At 73.3% G+C, this 15,586-nt stretch carries 18 protein-coding genes; 8 read left to right on the plus strand and 10 right to left on the minus strand.

Annotated elements, in window-relative coordinates; genetic code table 11:
* Positions 1–80: 80 nt before the first annotated feature.
* Positions 81–707 carry a YigZ family protein gene (locus ACYF6T_RS26605; RefSeq protein WP_461699487.1) on the minus strand — a complete coding sequence of 209 codons (627 nt, stop codon included), beginning with the start codon at positions 705–707 and terminating at the stop codon, positions 81–83.
* A gap of 125 nt (positions 708–832) precedes the next feature.
* Between ACYF6T_RS26605 and ACYF6T_RS26610 the strand changes: the two genes are divergently transcribed.
* Positions 833–2,824, plus strand: coding sequence for an APC family permease (locus ACYF6T_RS26610; RefSeq protein WP_461699488.1), 1,992 nt, complete (start codon positions 833–835; stop codon positions 2,822–2,824).
* Here the strand turns inward: ACYF6T_RS26610 and ACYF6T_RS26615 are convergent.
* From ACYF6T_RS26615 to ACYF6T_RS26630, 4 genes are all read right to left on the minus strand, one after another.
* On the minus strand, positions 2,821–3,381 hold the full coding sequence (locus ACYF6T_RS26615; RefSeq protein ID WP_461699489.1) for a SixA phosphatase family protein: 561 nt from the start codon (positions 3,379–3,381) through the stop codon (positions 2,821–2,823). The two genes, ACYF6T_RS26610 and ACYF6T_RS26615, sit on opposite strands and share 4 nt — an antisense overlap.
* Positions 3,378–4,106 (minus strand): hypothetical protein, encoded by a 729-nt coding sequence (locus ACYF6T_RS26620; protein WP_461699491.1) that lies wholly within the window; start codon positions 4,104–4,106, stop codon positions 3,378–3,380. The genes ACYF6T_RS26615 and ACYF6T_RS26620 overlap by 4 nt, the downstream gene beginning before the upstream one ends.
* Before the next feature lie 114 nt (positions 4,107–4,220).
* The gene (locus ACYF6T_RS26625; RefSeq protein WP_461699492.1) at positions 4,221–4,562 is read right to left on the minus strand and encodes a DUF190 domain-containing protein; all 342 of its coding nucleotides are present in this window, start codon (positions 4,560–4,562) and stop codon (positions 4,221–4,223) included.
* Between the two features lie 91 nt (positions 4,563–4,653).
* Positions 4,654–5,532: a helix-turn-helix domain-containing protein gene (locus ACYF6T_RS26630; protein WP_461699493.1), complete on the minus strand. Its 879-nt coding sequence runs from the start codon at positions 5,530–5,532 to the stop codon at positions 4,654–4,656.
* Between the two features lie 93 nt (positions 5,533–5,625).
* Here ACYF6T_RS26630 and ACYF6T_RS26635 point away from each other — a divergent pair, with 93 nt between their 5' ends.
* The 4 genes from ACYF6T_RS26635 (at position 5,626) to ACYF6T_RS26650 (ending at position 9,863) form a co-directional block, all read left to right on the plus strand.
* Positions 5,626–6,321, plus strand: a complete 696-nt coding sequence (locus tag ACYF6T_RS26635; protein ID WP_461699494.1) for an SDR family NAD(P)-dependent oxidoreductase — start codon at positions 5,626–5,628, stop codon at positions 6,319–6,321.
* 76 nt (positions 6,322–6,397) lie between these two features.
* Positions 6,398–6,805, plus strand: a complete 408-nt coding sequence (locus ACYF6T_RS26640) for a CoA-binding protein (RefSeq protein ID WP_461699495.1) — start codon at positions 6,398–6,400, stop codon at positions 6,803–6,805.
* Between the two features lie 134 nt (positions 6,806–6,939).
* On the plus strand, positions 6,940–8,577 hold the full coding sequence (locus ACYF6T_RS26645; protein WP_461699497.1) for an APC family permease: 1,638 nt from the start codon (positions 6,940–6,942) through the stop codon (positions 8,575–8,577).
* A 77-nt stretch (positions 8,578–8,654) separates the two neighbouring features.
* Positions 8,655–9,863, plus strand: coding sequence for a 4-hydroxybenzoate 3-monooxygenase (locus ACYF6T_RS26650; protein WP_461699499.1), 1,209 nt, complete (start codon positions 8,655–8,657; stop codon positions 9,861–9,863).
* A gap of 6 nt (positions 9,864–9,869) precedes the next feature.
* Here ACYF6T_RS26650 and ACYF6T_RS26655 read toward each other — a convergent pair whose 3' ends face one another.
* A complete protein-coding gene (locus tag ACYF6T_RS26655) occupies positions 9,870–10,229 on the minus strand; it encodes an ArsR/SmtB family transcription factor (protein ID WP_461699501.1) in 360 nt (119 codons plus the stop codon).
* A gap of 62 nt (positions 10,230–10,291) precedes the next feature.
* Between ACYF6T_RS26655 and ACYF6T_RS26660 the strand changes: the two genes are divergently transcribed.
* Positions 10,292–11,371: a cation diffusion facilitator family transporter gene (locus ACYF6T_RS26660; protein ID WP_461699502.1), complete on the plus strand. Its 1,080-nt coding sequence runs from the start codon at positions 10,292–10,294 to the stop codon at positions 11,369–11,371.
* A 2-nt stretch (positions 11,372–11,373) separates the two neighbouring features.
* Here the strand turns inward: ACYF6T_RS26660 and ACYF6T_RS26665 are convergent, their stop codons facing one another.
* Positions 11,374–11,931 carry a YbaK/EbsC family protein gene (locus ACYF6T_RS26665; protein ID WP_461699503.1) on the minus strand — a complete coding sequence of 186 codons (558 nt, stop codon included), beginning with the start codon at positions 11,929–11,931 and terminating at the stop codon, positions 11,374–11,376.
* 22 nt (positions 11,932–11,953) lie between these two features.
* Entirely contained in the window at positions 11,954–12,526 is a 573-nt protein-coding gene (locus tag ACYF6T_RS26670; protein WP_461699505.1) for a helix-turn-helix domain-containing protein, read from the minus strand.
* A gap of 93 nt (positions 12,527–12,619) precedes the next feature.
* On the opposite strand from ACYF6T_RS26670, the gene ACYF6T_RS26675 reads away from it, so the two are divergent.
* Positions 12,620–13,477 (plus strand): EamA family transporter, encoded by an 858-nt coding sequence (locus ACYF6T_RS26675; RefSeq protein ID WP_461699506.1) that lies wholly within the window; start codon positions 12,620–12,622, stop codon positions 13,475–13,477.
* A gap of 16 nt (positions 13,478–13,493) precedes the next feature.
* Here ACYF6T_RS26675 and ACYF6T_RS26680 read toward each other — a convergent pair whose 3' ends face one another.
* Positions 13,494–14,255: an acyltransferase gene (locus ACYF6T_RS26680; RefSeq protein ID WP_461699507.1), complete on the minus strand. Its 762-nt coding sequence runs from the start codon at positions 14,253–14,255 to the stop codon at positions 13,494–13,496.
* 108 nt (positions 14,256–14,363) lie between these two features.
* On the opposite strand from ACYF6T_RS26680, the gene ACYF6T_RS26685 reads away from it, so the two are divergent.
* Positions 14,364–14,897: a gamma carbonic anhydrase family protein gene (locus tag ACYF6T_RS26685; RefSeq protein ID WP_461699508.1), complete on the plus strand. Its 534-nt coding sequence runs from the start codon at positions 14,364–14,366 to the stop codon at positions 14,895–14,897.
* A 3-nt stretch (positions 14,898–14,900) separates the two neighbouring features.
* Here ACYF6T_RS26685 and ACYF6T_RS26690 read toward each other — a convergent pair whose 3' ends face one another.
* Positions 14,901–15,548, minus strand: a complete 648-nt coding sequence (locus ACYF6T_RS26690) for a DedA family protein (RefSeq protein ID WP_461699509.1) — start codon at positions 15,546–15,548, stop codon at positions 14,901–14,903.
* Between the last annotated feature and the right edge of the window lie 38 nt (positions 15,549–15,586).

Consider the following 15,586-nt stretch of genomic DNA (forward strand, 5'->3'; position numbering starts at 1 on the left):
ACATCACGGGCGGTTACTCCCGTATCGACCCGTCATGAGCCGCACCGGGCCGCCCCGTCACGCCCGGTTCGCCCGGAACGTCACGCGTCCCCGTAGGCCTCCCCGCCCAGTTCGAACCGTGCCGTCCCGGCCGTCGCGTCGGCCAGCCAGGCGCGGAAGACGTCCACGTCGGCGTCCGGCAGTCCGATCTCGAGGGTGACCTCCTCGCCGTAGCGCACGTCCCGCACCTCGCGCCCGGTGGCGCGCAGGTCGTTCTGCACCTTGCCGGCGCGCTGGTGGTCGACGGTCACCGTGGCGAGCCGGAAGCGCCGCCGGGTGAGCGTGCCGAGGGCGTCGATCGCCTCGCCGACCGCGCCGCCGTAGGCCCTGATGAGGCCGCCGGCGCCGAGTTTGACGCCGCCGTAGTAACGGGTGACGACGGCGACGACGTACCGCATGTCGCGCCGCAGCAGCATCTGCAGCATGGGCACTCCCGCCGTGCCGCCGGGTTCGCCGTCGTCGCTCGCCTTCTGCACGGAGGCGTCCGCGCCGATGACGTAGGCCCAGCAGTTGTGCGTGGCGTCCGCGTGCTCCTTGCGCACACCGGCGATGAAGTCCTGCGCCTCCCGCTCGTCGGCCGCCGGGGCGAGGGCGCACAGGAAGCGGGAGCGGTTGACCTCGGTCTCGTGCACACCCGCGCGGGCCACTGTGCGGTACTCGTCCTGCATCCGGCCAGCCTATGCGCCCCGGGCGGGCTCGCCCCCGGTCGGGGTGCGGTGGACGATGTCGTGGATACTCGCTGCTCGTCGTCCACGGCCGACCAGGGCCATGACCGTACAGGGAGAACACCGCCATGACCGGCACCGAGGTGGAGCGTCCGGACACCTCCGGGCCCCACGACGCCGGGCCCGCCACCGCCCGGGCGCGTTTCCGGGCCTGGCTGCTGGAGGGCCTGAGCGAGCAGTCGGCCCGGCATCCGGGACCGCACGCCACCGTGCGGGCCGAGCACAAGGGCCACCGGTGGTGGCGGGTGATGTGCCTCACCGGTGTCGACTACTTCTCCACCCTCGGCTACCAGCCGGGCATCGCGGCCCTGGCCGCGGGCCTGCTCTCCCCGCTCGCCACCCTCGTGCTGATCGCGCTGACCCTGCTCGGCGCGCTGCCGGTCTACCGCCGCGTGGCGCACGAGAGCCCGCACGGCGAGGGCTCGATCGCCATGCTGGAGCGGCTGCTGTCGTGGTGGTCGGGCAAGATCTTCGTCCTGGTGCTGCTCGGCTTCGCGGCCACCGACTTCCTGATCACCATCACGCTGTCGGCCGCGGACGCCGCCGCGCACGTCGTGGAGAACCCGTTCGCCCCGCGCTGGATGGACGGCGGGAACCTCTGGATCACGCTGCTGCTGGTCGGCGCGCTCGGCGCGGTGTTCCTCAAGGGGTTCCGGGAGGCCATCGGGATCGCGGTGACGCTGGTGGGGACGTATCTCACCCTGAACGTCATCGTGCTCGCCGTCTCCGCCTGGCAGGTGCTCAGCCACCCGGTGCGGATCGGCGACTGGACACACGCGATGACCGCCGAGCACTCCTCGCCGCTCGCCATGGTCGCCGTGGCGCTGCTGGTCTTCCCCAAGCTGGCGCTCGGCATGTCCGGCTTCGAGACCGGCGTGGCGGTGATGCCGCAGGTCGAGGGCGATGCGTCGGACACGTACGACAACCCGGCCGGCCGGGTCCGCGAGACGCGCAGGCTGCTCACCACGGCCGCCGTGATCATGAGCTGCTTCCTGCTGCTGTCCAGCCTGGCGACGACGATCCTGATCCCGCAAGGCGACTTCAAGAGCGGCGGCCCGGCGAACGGCCGCGCGCTCGCCTACCTCGCGCACCAGCACCTCGGCCAGGTCTTCGGCACGGTCTACGACCTCTCCACGATCGCCATCCTGTGGTTCGCCGGCGCCTCCGCGCTCGCCGGTCTGCTCAACCTCGTACCGCGCTACCTGCCCCGCTACGGCATGGCCCCGGAGTGGACGCGGGCCGTGCGCCCCCTCGTCCTGGTCTTCATGGTGGCCGCCGTGGTCATCACCGTGTGGTTCGACGCCGACGTGGACGCGCAGAGCGGCGCGTACGCCACCGGCGTGCTGGTGCTGATGCTGTCCGCGTCGTTCGCCTCCACGGTGGCGGTGCACCGCCGCGGCCACCGGGCCGCCGCGCTCGGCTTCGGGCTGATCACCGCGGTGTTCGCCTACACCACGGTCGCGAACGTCATCGAACGCCCCGACGGCCTGAAGATCGCGCTCGTCTTCATCGTCGCGATCCTGGTGACGTCGTTCGGCTCACGGGTGCGCCGGGCCTTCGAACTGCGCGCCGCCGAGGTCACGTTCGACGACACGGCCACGGCGTTCGTCGAGGAGGCCGCGCGCAGCGGCCCGTTGCAGCTGATCGCGAACGAGCCGCAGGAGCACAGCACGCGGGAGTACCGGGCCAAGGAGTACGACCAGCGCGCCCACACCCACATCCCCGAAGGCAGGCCGCTGTTGTTCCTGGAGGTCTTCGTGCGGGACTCCTCGGACTTCACGGCGGACATCACCGTGCACGGCGACGAGAAGCACGGGGTGCGCCGGCTGCGGGTGGAGGGGCCGACGGTGCCCAACGCCATCGCGGCGGTGCTGCTGGCGCTGCGCGACCGCACCGGCCAGGTCCCGCACGCCTACTTCAGCTGGACCGAGGGCAACCCGGTCAGCCACCTCGTGCGCTTCCTGGTCTTCGGCGACGGCGAGGTCGCCCCGGTCACCCGCGAGGTGCTGCGCCGCGCGGAACCCGAACCGGAGCGGCGCCCGCACGTGCACGTGGGCTAGGGCCCGCTGCGGGAGTCCCGTTTCCTGCCCCGCGGCACCAGGACGTCCGTCAGCAGGGCCGTGCCCGGGGCGAGGGCCCGCCAGCCGGTGCCGTGCCAGGCCAGCACGGCGATCGCCGAGGTGGGGAACTTCGTCCGCACCTCCTCCAGCGTGTCGTCGAGGCCATCGCCGGCGAGGTCGAGGACCAGGTCCTCCAGGCCGGGGTTGTGCCCGATCAGCAGCAGTGTCTCCACCTCGGGCGGCACCTCGCGCACGACGGCCAGCAGGTCGGCCGCGTCGGCGGCGTACAGCCGCGGATCGCTGCGCACCGGCGGCGGCGTGCCCCACTGGGCCGAGGCCAGCTCCCAGGTCTGGCGGGCGCGTGCGGCGGTGGAGCACAGGGCGAGGTCGGGCAGGCAGTCGGCCTCGGCGAGGGCGCGGCCGGCCGCGGGGGCGTCCCGGCGGCCGCGGGGCGCGAGCGGGCGTTCGTGGTCGGCGACGCCGGCCGGCCAGGCGGACTTGGCGTGCCGCAGGACGACCAGGCGGCGCAGCGGGCCGGCTCCGGCGCGCGCGATCACTGCGGGGACCCCAGGTCGCGGGTGAGTTCGAGGCCGAGGAGGCGGTCGGCGTAGGCGTACGTCTCGAAGCGGGCGCCGTCCGGCAGTTCGGCCTCCTCCACCCACTGCAGCACGTGCAGCACCCGGCCCGCGTCCAGGTCGTCCTCCCAGGCGGCGCGCAGCCGGCCGCGCACCTCGTCGGGGACCGGCCGCGACGGCCGGCGCGCCCACGCGGCCACGGCGCGCCGCCAGCGGACGAGGGTGTCGTGCGCGGCGTCGAGGACGTCCGCGTCGAGGCGGACCGGCAGTCCCCGGTCCGCCTGGAGCAGGGCCAGGCGGAGCACGAGGGGGTCCGTCTCCGGGGGCGGGCCGGGGACGGGCGCGTCGACGGGCGCGACGGCGACCCGCACGCCCTCGGGGGCCGGGGCGGGGGCGTCCTGGCCGAGCACGTGGATGACCTGCGCCTCGCCGAGCCCCGGGCCGACGTCCGCGCTGTCCTCGAAGGGCCGGATGCCGAGGGCGGCGGCGCCCGCGCGCAGTTCCGGCTGGTCCCGTTCACCGGTCAGCAGCGCCCAGACGGGGGTGCCGCCCAGCTCCAGGGCCCTCACGAGCAGGTCGGCGACGAGCAGGACCCGCAGGGCGGAGACGTCGAAGCCGGCGACATGGGCCTCGACGCGGGTCAGTCCACGGCGTGTCGGGGCGGCGTCCACGGGCTCGCCCGTCCGGGCGTCGATGATGCGCAACACGGGGCGAGCGTAGGCGGACGACGGGGCGAGCGCAGTCATCCGGCACGAAATCGGGACGGGGTGGCGGGTTTGCGCCGGGGAGGAGTCCGGGCGGGCGTCTCCTCGACGCCTCGCTCATTCCTGGGCGTACGGCGTGTGGATGCGGACCAGGTCCAGCACCGCCACCGCGGAGGTCTCCCCCAAGACGTCCGCCACCCGCGGCAGGAACTCCCTCAGCCGGGGCTCCTCGTCGACGATGACCACCGCGCACGGTCCCTTCGGCCCGAGCGGGGACGACGGGGAGGAGCCGGGGTCGCCCGAACCGAAGCCGGTGACGCCGCGGAAGACGCTCGCCCCGACCAGGCCCTCGCGGTGCGCCCGGTGGACGAGTTCGGCGTAGGCGGGGCGGTGGTGCCAGACCACGGCCGCGTCGAGATGGATGGTCAGACGTGCGGCGAGCGTGTCGTGCGCGGGCATCGGCCACCCCCTGCCGCACGGACCTGTTGCCATACGGGCTGTCCCGACCGTACTGCGGGAGCGCGCCGTCGGGAACGCGCGCGTGCCGGCGCTACGCGGGTGCCGCCGCGCGGCCGGCCGCCGCGGCCAGCAGATGCCGGAACCTCTCCTCGTCCGCGCTGCCGGGCACGGGGGTCAGGATCACGATCTTCAGCTCGGAGTCGCCGTCCGTCAGCACGTCGCAGTCCACCTCGACCGGCCCGGCCTCCGGGTGCTCGACCGACTTGCGGTCCTCGCGGTGCGGGGCCACGGTGCCGCTCGCCCACAGCCGGGCGAAGGCGGCGTTGCCGGCGGTGAGGTCCCGGACCAGTGCGGACAGGCGTACGTCATGGGGGAAGCGCCCGGTCGCGCGGCGCAGGTCGGAGACGATGGCGAGGTCCGAGGCGTCCCGGTCGCGCACGTGCACGGGCCACCGGCTGGTACGCCCCTGGTCGGGGCCGACCGGGAACCTCTCCCGGGCGAAGTTGCGCAGTCTCGCCGGCACGGCCGCCGGGTCCCCGAGCAGCACCGCCCAGCCGGTGTTCCACCAGATCAGCTGCCAGTCCGCGGCGTACACGGCGACCGCCACCTCGCCGAGCCGGCTCAGCACCCGCCGCACGCCCGGCGGGAGGCGGTCGGGGACCGGCCCGTCCTGCGGGGCCGCCAGCCCGGCCATGCGGTAGAGGTGGTCCCGTTCGGCGGCGCTCAGGTGCAGGGCGTGCGCGAGCGCGGCGACCACCTGCGCGGAGGGCGTCGACGCCCGGCCCTGCTCCAGGCGCACCACGTAGTCGACCGAGACGCCGGCGCGTTCGGCGAGTTCCTCGCGGCGCAGTCCGCGCACGCGGCGTCCCGGACGCACCGGCACTCCCACGTCCGACGGGGACAGCCGCTCCCGCCAGGCCCGGATCGTCTTCCCCAGCGCACCGCCGTCGTTCACCGCCATGGCATCCATCGTGCCCCACGCCCGAGCCGCGAGGGTGGTACTGCTCTTCCCAGGGTCGGCCTCTCTCTGGAACGGCTCCGGGGCGCCGCGCACGATCAACGCATGACCACCACGTTCATCACCGGAGCCAACAAGGGCCTCGGCCACGAGACCGCCCGTCGTCTCCTCGCCCTCGGCCACACCGTCGTCCTCGGAGCCCGCGATCCGGAGCGGGGCGCCGCTGCCGCCGCCGCGCTGGGCGCCCGGTTCGTCCGCATCGACGTCACCGACGAGGCGTCCGTGGCCGCCGCCGCGGCCGACGTCGCCGCGCACGAGGGCGTCGTCGACGTCCTCGTCAACAACGCCGGCGTGCACGGACCGCACGGCGACCCCGGCAACCTGACCGGCGCGGACGCGCTGGGCGTCTTCGACGTCAACGTCTTCGGCGTCATCCGTACGACCACCGCGTTCCTGCCGTTGCTGCGGCGTTCCGCGGACCCCGTGATCGTCAACGTCGGCAGCGGCATGGGCTCGTTCGCCGTCACGCACGACCCGTCCCGCGTCGAGTCCTCGATCGTCACGCCGCTCTACACCGCGTCCAAGGCGGCCCTCGCCATGCTGACCACCCAGTACGCCAAGGCGCTCAAGGACATCCGCGTCAACGTCGCCGACCCGGGCTACACCGCGACCGACCTGAACGGCCACAGCGGCCCGCAGACCGTCACCGAGGGCACCGACGCGATCGTCCGCCTGGCGACCGAGGGACCAGGCGCCGGCACGGGCCGTTTCGTCGACCGCCACGGCACGGTCCCCTGGTAGGAATCGCCGCACCTCGTCCGCTGTTGTCGGTCACAGCGCAACCGGCACCGACCACAGGGAAACGAGGAGGCCGCACGTGTACGGCGACCAAGAGACGATCCGCAGGATCCTCACCGAGCTGGGCGACACCTGGGCGGTCGTCGGCCTGTCCACCAACCAGCGGCGCGCCGCCTACGGCGTCGCGGACGTCCTGCAGCGCTTCGGCAAGCGCGTCGTGCCCGTGCACCCGAAGGCGGAGACGGTGCACGGGGAACAGGGCTACCCCTCGCTGGAGGCCATCCCCTTCGACGTCGACGTCGTCGACGTGTTCGTCAACAGCGAGCTCGCGGGCGCGGTCGCCGACCAGGCCGTGGCCATCGGCGCCAAGGCGGTCTGGTTCCAGCTCGGCGTGGTCGACGAGGCCGCGTACGAGCGGACGCGCGCCGCCGGACTGGACATGGTCATGGACCGCTGCCCCGCCATCGAGATCCCCCGGCTGCGCTGAGCGCGTACCAGGATCACTTCTAGCCTTGGTCAAGGCTTCACCATGAGTCTTCTGCCGGGCGCCGCCTGATTCCTACTCTGCAACCTCTCGCGCACTGAAAATTTGCATTCAATACATGAGAGGCCGCTGAAATCATGGTGAGCGTCGACCAAGTCGCAGCGGAGGACACCCGGGGGCCCGGCGGCCTCAGGCGGGACGTCGGGCTGATCGGCCTGATGTGGGCTTCCGTGGGGTCCATCATCGGGTCGGGATGGCTCTACGGCGCCGAGAAGGCGGTCGGCGTGGCCGGCCCCGCGGCGATCATCTCGTGGGTGATCGGCACGGTGGCCATCGTCCTGCTGGCCCTGGTCCATGCCGAGCTCGGCGGCATGTTCCCGGTGGCGGGCGGCACCGCCCGCTACCCGCACTACGCCTTCGGCGGCCTGGCCGGCATGTCGTTCGGCTGGTTCTCCTGGCTGCAGGCCGCCACCGTGGCCCCGATCGAGGTCGAGGCGATGATCGGCTACGCCGGTCACTGGAAGTGGGCCCAGGGCCTGCAGCACACGGACCAGACCCTGACGGCCACCGGCATCGTCACCGCCGTCTTCCTCATGGCCGTCTTCGTCACGGTCAACTTCTTCGGTGTGCGCGCCCTCGCGCACACCAACAGCGCGGCCACCTGGTGGAAGATCGCCGTCCCGCTGGGCGCGATCTTCGTCATCGCCGTGGGCAACTTCCACCCGGGCAACTTCACCTCGGAGGGCTTCGCCCCGTACGGCGCCAAGGGCGTGCTCGGCGCGATCAGCTCCAGCGGCATCATCTTCGCCCTGCTCGGCTTCGAGCAGGCGATCCAGCTGGCCGGCGAGAGCCGCGACCCCAAGCGGGACCTGCCGCGCGCCACGCTCGGTTCGGTCGCGATCGGCGCGGTCATCTACATCCTGCTGCAGGTCGTCTTCATCGCCGCTCTGCCGCACCGCACCTTCGCGCACGGCTGGGACAAGCTGGCCTACGCGGGCATCAGCGGTCCCTGGGCGGGCCTGGCCACCCTGGTGGGCCTGGGCTGGCTGGCCGTCGTGCTCTACATCGACGCCGTCATCTCCCCCGGCGGCACCGGCCTCATCTACACCACGGCGACCTCCCGCGTCTCCTACGGTCTGGCCAAGAACGGCTACGCGCCGAAGATCTTCGCCCGCACCGACTCCCGGGGCGTGCCGTGGTTCGGCCTGATCATCTCCTTCGTGACCGGCGTGGTCTGCTTCCTGCCGTTCCCCAGCTGGCAGGAGCTGGTCGGCTTCATCACCTCGGCGAGCGTGCTGATGTACGCGGGCGCCCCGCTGGCGTACGGCGTCTTCGCCGACCGCCTGCCGCACCACGAGCGCCCCTACCGGCTGCCCGGCGGCAACGTGATCGCCCCGCTGTCCTTCGTGGTGGCCAACCTGATCATCTACTGGGCCGGCTGGGACACCCTGTGGCGCCTCGGCATCGCGATCGTCCTGGGCTACCTCCTGCTCGGCGGCTACGCCTGGTACGCGACCGCCACCCGGCAACCGGACGCGCCCCGCATGGACTTCAAGGCCGCCCAGTGGCTGCCGGTGTACCTGCTCGGCATGGGCGTGATCTCCTCGCAGGGCAGCTTCGGCGGCCAGGGCCACATCGGCCTGTGGTGGGACATCCTGGTCGTCGCCGTCTTCTCGGTGGTCATCTACTACTGGGCGCGGGCGACCGCCTCCCGGCCCGAGGAGATCGAGCGCAGCATCGACGCGGTCGTCGTCACCGACGCCCCCGCCCACTGACCCCCACTCCTCTCCCCCGGCCCGTCGGCCCCGGCTCTCCCCTGCCGCGGCTGACGGGCCACCGTCATAATGCTGAGGTGACTTTCCCCCACTCCCCGTCCGCGGAGCACTTTCCGGTCGTGATCGTGGGCGCCGGACCCGCCGGCCTGACCATCGGGAACATCCTGCGCGCGGCCTCGGTCGACTGCCTGGTGCTGGAGGTGGAGACGCGGGAGTTCATCGAGCGGCGGCCACGGGCCGGGGTCATCGAGGAGTGGGCCGTGCGCGGCCTGGAGCAACGGGGCCTGGCCGCCAACCTGTTGGAGCGCGCCCAGCTGCACACCGAGTGCGAGTTCCGGTTCGGCCGGCAGCGCCACCGGTTGGCCTACCAGGAGTTGACGGGGCATCACCACTTCGTCTACCCGCAGCCGTTGCTGGTGACGGACCTCGTGCGCGAGTACGCGGACGTGCGCGGCGGCGCGATCCGGTTCGGCGTGCGGACCGTGCAGGTGCACGATCTGGACTCCGACCACCCGTCGGTGTCGTACACCGACGCCGAGACCGGTGAACGGCGGCTCGTGCGCTGCGACTTCGTGGCCGGCTGCGACGGTGCGCGCGGGGTGACGCGGACCGTGCTGCCCCCGGAGCGGGCCCGGATCGCCCGGCACGACTACGGCATAGGCTGGCTGGCGCTGCTCGCCGAGGCGCCGCCGTCCAGCGACTGCGTGGTCTTCGGCATCCATCCGAACGGCTTCGCCGGGCACATGGCCCGCAGTCCCGAGGTCACCCGGTACTACCTGGAGTGCCCGCCGGGCGACGACCCGGAGAACTGGTCGCACGACCGCGTCTGGTCCGAGTTGCAGCAGCGGCTGGCCGCCGAGGACCGGCCGCCGCTGACCGAGGGGCGGCTGATCGAGAAGCGCGTCCTCGACATGCACAACTACGTCGTCGAACCCATGGTGTTCGGCCGGCTCTTCCTCGCCGGCGACGCGGCCCACCTCACCGCGCCCATCGCCGCCAAGGGCATGAACCTCGCCCTGCACGACGCCTTCCTGCTCGGTGACGCGCTCGTCGCCTACCTCACCAAGGGCGAGCCCGGCGGGCTGAACGGCTACTCTGCGGCCTGCCTCGGCCGGGTGTGGGACTACCAGGAGTTCTCGCAGTGGCTGTCGGAGGTGTACCACGGCGCCTCGTCCGGCGACGCCTACCGCGCGGGCACCACGCTGGCGCGGCTGCGCCGCCTGTTCGCGTCGCCCGCGGCGGCGGCCGCGTTCGCGGAGCAGTACCTCGGCACCAACCCGCCGTGATCCGGCTCAGTCGTGCAGGGGCCGGTCGCTGAGCCGGTGGTCGGCCACGTTCAGGGCCTCGTCCACCAGGCGGCGCAGATGGCCGTCGGGGAGGGAGTAGATCACCCGCCGGCCCTCCTTGCGGGTGTTCACCAGCCCCGCGAGCCGCAGCCGCGCCAGGTGCTGGCTGACGGCCGGCCGGGCCGCCCCGCAGGCTTCCGTGAGCGTGGTGACGTCGGCCTCGCCCGAGGTCAGGGCGTGCAGCAGGGTCAGCCGGGTGCGGTCGCCGAGCAGCGCGAGGAGTTCGGCGGCGAGCGCGAACTGCTCCTCGCCGGGCGTGCGCGGGTGCGCATCGTGTGCAGCTGACAGGTGCATGCGTGCGCTCATACGCACATAATGGCTCCGTGGGCGCCGCGCGTCCACTCCCGCGGCACCGGAAGGGGACCCACGTGAGCGAGCGCCACGAGCACGAGCACCGTCACGGACACGACCACAGCCATGGCCACCCCCATTCCCGTCCCCATCCTCACCCCCACGAGCGCACCGGTCTCCGTCACCGCCTGCGCCACGTCCTCACCCCGCACTCCCACGAGAGCGCCGACAAGCTCGACAGCGCCCTGGAGTCCTCGGCCCGCGGCATGCGGGCCCTGTGGGTGTCGCTGGCAGTGCTCGGCGCGACGGCCCTGGCGCAGGCGGTCGTGGTCGTGCTGTCGGGGTCGGTGGCGCTGCTGGGCGACACGGTGCACAACACCGCGGACGCGCTGACGGCCGTACCGCTGTCGATCGCCTTCGTGCTGGGCCGCCGCGCGGCCACCCGCCGCTTCACCTACGGCTACGGCCGGGCCGAGGACCTGGCGGGCATCGTGATCGTGCTGACGATCGCCGCGTCCGCCGTCTTCGCCGCCTGGACGGCGGTCGACCGGCTGCTGGATCCGCGTCCCGTCACGCATCTGCCCGCGGTCGCGGTGGCGGCGTGCGTCGGGTTCGCGGGCAACGAGTGGGTGGCCCGGTACCGGATCCGGGTCGGCCGGGAGATCGGCTCGGCCGCGCTGGTCGCCGACGGGCTGCACGCCCGTACCGACGGATTCACCTCGCTGGCCGTGCTGCTGGGCGCGGGCGGTGCCGCGCTGGGGTGGCGCCTGGCCGACCCGGTCGTCGGGCTCGCGATCACCGCCGCGATCGCCCTGGTCCTGCGGGACGCGGCGCGCGAGGTGCTGCGGCGCGTGCTGGACGCCGTGGACCCGGCGCTGGTGGACCGGGCCGAGCGGGCGCTGCGGGAGGTGCCGGGGGTGCGCGGGGTGGGCGAGTTGCGGCTGCGCTGGATCGGGCACCGGCTGCGCGCCGAGGTGGCGGTCGTCGTGGACGGCGAGGTGACGGTGCGCCAGGCCCACGGCATCACCGTGGACGCCGAACACGCCCTGCTGCACGCCGTTCCGCGGTTGACGGCCGCCCTGGTGCACGCGGACCCGGCGCCGGCGCCGGGCGAGGCGGACCCGCATCTGCCGCTGGCCCACCACACCGCGGCCTGACCTCAGACGACGCCGAGCCCCTCCAGCACCACGGCGCCCGGAAGTTCCGCGAACGCCTTGCCCGGCACCAGCAGCTTGCCGCGCCGGCGCCCGCTGCCGACGAGCACGTAGGGCAGGTCGACCACGGCCGAGTCGACCAACACCGGCCAGCCGGCGGGCAGTCCGACGGGGGTGATGCCGCCGTACTCCATGCCGGTCTCCCCGGTCGCCGTGTCCATCGACGCGAACGACGCCTTGCGGGCGCCGAGTTGGCGGCGCACGACGCCGTTGACGTCGACCCGGGTGGTGGAGAGCACCACGCACGCGGCCAGGGTGGTCTCGCCGCCGCGCTTGCCGGCCACGACCACGCAGTTGGCGGACTGTTCGAGCAGTTCCCGGCCGTAGTGCTGCACGAAGACGGCGGTGTCGGCCCACTGCGGGTCGGTGTCGACGTAGACGATCTGGTCGGCGGGGACGCTGCCGCTCCAGTGGCGTACGGCGTCGGCGACCGGGCCGGTCAGTTCGGCGAGGGCGTCGGGGGCGGGCAGGGCGGTGTCGAAGTGTCCGATGGGTGCGTCCATGACCGCACGCTAACAGGACCGTTCAGCGCACGGGCGGGACGGAGACCGCCAGCACGAACGCGACCGGGACCTCGCCCTCGTTGCCGTAGCTGTGCGGGGCGTTGGCCTCGAAGGTGACGCTGGCCCCGGCCGGCACGCGGTGCTGCGCCCCCTCCACGGTGAGGGTCAGCTCGCCCTCGGTGACGTGGGCGAGCTCGACCGTGCCGACGGGGTGCGGGTCGGAGGCGCTGCTCTCGCCCGGCATCAGCCACCAGTCCCACATCTCCAGCGGGCCGGGCGCCTCGGTGCCCACGAGGAGGCGGCTGTAGCTGCCCGCGTCGGTGTGCCACAGCCGGACCGCCTGGTCGGCGGGGACGATCCGGACCTTGGGCCCCTGCTCGTAGTCGAGCAGCGTGGTGACGCTGACGCCGAGCGCGTCGCCGATCTTGACGACCGTGCCGATGCTCGGGTTGGTGCGGGCCTGCTCGATCTGGATGAGCATGCCGCGACTGACCCCCGCCCGGGCGGCCAACGCGTCCAGGGTGAAGCCGCGCTCGTTGCGCCAGCGCTTGACGTTGCGCGCCAGGGACTGGGTCAGCAGGTCGAGGTCCGACACTCTATGTCCAATATTCTGTAAGCCGGGGTCCAACGGAATGAACTATGGTGAGGTGCACCCGATCGTTCACCGAACTGTACTGCGAGGCGAGCCGTGACAGCATTCTTCGCCCTGGCCACCAGCCTGCTGTGGGGCATGGCCGACTTCGGCGGCGGACTGCTGACCCGGCGGACGCCGGCCCTGACCGTCGTCGTGGTCTCGCAGGTGATCGCCGCGAGTGTGCTGGGGGCGGTCGTGGCGGTCACCGGCGGCTGGAGCGAGGCCGGACCGCGGCTGTGGTTCGCGTTCGCCGCCGGTCTGGTCGGGCCGGTCGCCATGATCTGCTTCTACCGGGCGCTCGCCCGGGGCCCGATGGGCGTGGTCTCCCCGCTCGCCACGCTGAGCGTCGCCGTGCCGGTCGGCGTCGGCCTGTTCCTGGGCGAGCGGCCTGGCCTGACACAGGCCGCGGGCATCGCGGTCGCCGTCGGCGGGGTCGTCCTCGCGGGCGGACCGCAGCTGCGCGGGGCGCCCGTGCAGCGGCAGACCATCCTGCTCACGCTGGTCGCCGCGCTCGGCTTCGGCGCGGTCTTCGCGCTGATCGCCGAGGCCTCCACCACCGTCACCGGCCTGTTCCTCGCCCTCTTCGTGCAGCGCCTGACGAACGTCGTCGCGGGCGGCGCGGCCCTGTACGTCTCCGTGCGCCGCGGCACCCCCGCGCTGCCGGCCCACGGCTTCCCCTGGCGCGACCTGCCGGCGCTCGCCTTCGTCGGCCTCGCGGACGTCGCCGCCAACGGCACGTACGCGGTGGCCGCCCAGCACGGCCCGGTCACCGTGGCCGCCGTCCTCGCGTCCCTGTACCCGGTGGTGACCGCGCTGGCCGCGCGCGGCTTCCTCAGCGAACGCCTCCGCGCGATCCAGGCGGCGGGGGCGGGCCTGGCCCTGCTGGGGACGCTGCTGCTGGCGACGGGCTGACCTCCCCCCGCGCGCCTCACTCCGCGTCGAGCTCGGCGAGCCGCGCCACCGTCTCCTCGTCCAGTTCCGACAGCGCCAGCAGCTGCTCCGGAGTAACCCCGTCCGGTATCGGCACCGGCGCCGGGGTCCGCAGCGGCGGCTGCCAGCCGTCCGCGGGCGTCCAGCGCCGTACGACCCGGGCGGGCGCCCCGGCCACCACGGCGTGGTCGGGCACCATGCCCCGGACCACCGCACCGGCGGCCACCACGACGTTCCGGCCGATCCGGGCGCCGGGCAGGATGACCGCGCCGGTGCCGATCCAGCAGCCGGCGCCGATCTCCACCGGCTCCATGCGGGGCCACTGCTTGCCGATGGGCTCGTGCGGATCGTCGTACGAATGGTTCGTGGACGTGACGTACACGTAGGGGCCGAAGTAGCAGTCGCTGCCGATGGTGACCGTCGTGTCGGCGATGACGTGGCTGCCGCGGCCGAGGACCACACCGTCGCCGATGCGCAGGATCGGGTCGGGGCCGAGGTCGAGGTCGGGCATCAGGCCGGCGGTGAGGGTGACCTGCTCGCCGACGATGCAGTGGGAGCCGAGGTGGATCCACGGTTCGCCGAAGACCGTGCCGAGCGGGAAGGCGAGGCGGGTGGCCTCGCCGATGGCGCCGAAGCGGAAGCGGCCCGGCGACTCGGCGGTCACCGAGCCCGTGCGCTGCACCCAGGCCCAGCCCGCGTGGACGGCGCGCTGGCTGAGGCGGCGGCACCAGGATGAGAACGTGTTCTTGCGCTTCGGCACGCAGTCACCGTACTGAGCGTGCCCCTCGCTGATGAGGTGGAGGGGCTGTGATCTTTGCCCCAACCGGTGGCGTACGGTGCCGGGGGAAGCGACGACGAGGAGAGGGCGATGACGCACAAGGCGTTGGTCACGGGCATCGGCGGCCGGGAACCGAAGATCGACGGAGAGGCGTTCGTGGCGCCCACGGCGTCGGTGATCGGGGACGTGACGCTCCAGGCGGGGGCGAGCGTCTGGTACGGGGCGGTGCTGCGGGGTGACGTGGAGCGGATCGTCGTGGGCGCGCAGGCCAACATCCAGGACAACTGCACGCTGCACGCCGACCCCGGGTTCCCGGTCGCCATCGGGGAGCGGGTGTCGGTGGGGCACAACGCGGTGGTGCACGGGGCGACGGTCGGGGACGACTGCCTGATCGGGATGGGGGCGACCGTGCTCAACGGCGCCGTGATCGGCGAGGGGTCGCTGGTCGCCGCGCAGGCGCTGGTGCCGCAGGGGATGCAGGTGCCGCCGGGGTCGCTGGTCGCCGGGGTCCCGGCGAAGGTCAAGCGGCAGCTGACGGCCGAGGAGCGCGAGGGGGTCACCCTCAACGGAACGCTGTACGCGTCGCTCGCGACGGCCCACGGCGAGCTGTACGGGAAGCCGTAGGCGTCAGTCGACGGCCGGGACGGGCTCCGGCTCGGCCGCCTTCCGCTGTGCGGCCTTCTTCGCCCGGCGCCTGATGACCAGCATCGACGTCAGCCCGATCAGCACCGCCACCGCCAGGCCCACGTACGAGAACCGCTTCAGCCAGTCCTCGGCGACGACGCCCACGTAGTAGACGACCGCCGTGGTGCCGCCCGCCCAGCAGATGCCGCCGAGGACGTTGGCGGTCAGGAACTTCCAGTACGGCATGTGCAGGACGCCCGCGAGCGGCCCCGCGAAGATCCGCAGGAGGGCGACGAAGCGGCCGAAGAAGACGGCCCACATGCCCCACTTCTCGAAGGACCGCTCGGCGGTGGCGACGTGCCCCTCGCTGAAGTGGCGGGGGAACTTCCCGCCCAGCCAGGCCAGCAGGGGCCGTCCGCCCTTGCGGCCGATGGCGTAGCCGATGGAGTCGCCGACGACCGCGCCGAGGGTGGCGCAGGCGCCGAGGACCACGGGGTTGATGCCGGAGTGCTGGGAGGACATCAGGGCCGCGGAGACCAGGACGATCTCGCCCGGCAGCGGGATGCCGAGGCTCTCCACGCCGATGACCAGCGCCACCACGGCGTAGACGGCCGCCGCGGGCACCGTGTCGAGCCACTCCTGCACGTGCACCGGCGCTTCCTCCCAGACTTCGCTGCCCTGTCCTCCTG

It is taken from the genome of Streptomyces sp. 7R007 (genome assembly GCF_054850255.1).